This is a genomic window from Streptomyces sp. NPDC025784, from assembly GCF_055558435.1.
Map to the genome: position 1 here is coordinate 1 of NZ_JBVHMN010000048.1, position 1,610 is coordinate 1,610.

Below are 1,610 nucleotides of genomic sequence, written 5' to 3' on the forward strand. Positions count from 1 at the left end.
GTGTCGAGGACAACTTCTTCGACCTCGGCGGTCACTCCATCAAGGCGATCGCGCTGGTCGGTGCCCTGCGGGCCGAAGGGTTCGAGGCGGCCGTCGGCGACGTGTTCCGTCACCGGACCGTCGCCGGACTCGCCACCGCGCTCGGCACGAGTGAGGGCACGCCCGCGCAGGACGTCCCCGTCGTGACGCCCTTCGCCCTGGTACCGGACACCGACCGGGCCGCACTCCCCGCAGGGCTGGTGGACGCCTTCCCGCTGGCGCAGGTGCAGCTCGGCATGCTGGTGGAGATGCTCGCCGACGACGGCCGGAACAAGTACCACAACACGACGACGTTCCGGATCAGGGACGGACGAGCCTTCGACGCCGACGCGCTCCGCCAGGCGGCGCAGGCGCTGGTGGCGAGGCACGAGATGCTCAGGGCATCCTTCGCCCTGGAGGGCTACTCGGTACCGCTTCAGCTCATCCACCCGAGCGCGGAGAGCCCGGTCACCGTCCACGACCTGCGGGGGCAGGACGAGGAGCACCAGGCAGCGGCCCGCCGTGCGCACGTCGTGTCGGAGCGGGCCGCCGCGTTCGACCTCGAACGCCCGCCCCTCCTGAGGGTCTCGGCGCTCGTCGAGTCGGACGAGGCCTGGTGGCTCTCGGTCAGCGTCTGCCACCCCATCACCGAGGGGTGGAGCCACCGCTCGCTGCTCAGCGAGATCGTCGAGAACTACCTGCGGGTGCGGAGCGGTGGGGCACTGTCCGAGCCCGAGGCCCCCGCCGTGCGGTACGCCGACTTCGTGGCGGCCGAGCGGGCCTCGACGGAGTCGGACCGAGACCGCGCCTACTGGCGTGACGTCATCGAGGGGCATGCCAAGTTCGAGCTGCCCGCGGGCTGGAGCGGTGGCGCCACAGCCGGCCCCGCGCACACGGTCCGCGTTCCGCTCGCCGACCTCGCGCCGGCGTTGCGGGCCGCCGCGAGGGAGACCGGTACTTCGCTGAAGGCCGTGCTGCACGCGGCCCACCTGAAGGTGATGAGTCTGCTCACTCCGGAGGAGTCGTTCCACACCGGGCTGGTGTGCAGCGGTCGCCCGGAGATCCTGGGCGCGGAGCGCGTGTACGGCATGTACCTGAACACGGTGCCGTTCGCGTTCCGGCGCGGTGCCCGCACCTGGCGCGACCTCGTCCGCCAGGTCTACGACCAGGAAGCCGCCCTCTGGCCGCACCGCCGCTTCCCGATGCCGGTGATGCAACGCGAACTGGCCGACGGGTCCCGGCTGCTGGACGTCCGCTTCAGCTATCTCGACCTCAAGGACGCCCAGGCGGAGTCGGACATCGTCGACGCGGACTCGGGCATGGGCGAAGGCGCCACGGAGTTCGGCCTCGCCGTCGCCGCCCGAGCGGCCGGCCTGCTCCTCACGGCCGACCCCGGCCGTCTCACGCACGAGGCCGTCGACCGGCTCGCCGCCATGTACCGGGCCGTCCTGGAAGCCATGGCCCAGGACGTGGACGGCAGCGCCGAATCCACGTACTTCCCCGACGGTGAGCGGGAGTTGGTGCTCTCGTCGTGGAATGACACGGGGGTTGTGGTGCCGGGGGTGTCGGTGCCGGAGTTGGTTGCTGTGCGT

At 71.6% G+C, this 1,610-nt stretch carries 1 protein-coding gene; it reads left to right on the top strand.

Annotation, left to right across the window (positions count from 1 at the left end):
• Positions 1–1,610: condensation domain-containing protein (locus ACZ4IF_RS44545; RefSeq protein WP_467575012.1), on the top strand; the 1,610-nt coding region annotated here is incomplete at both ends.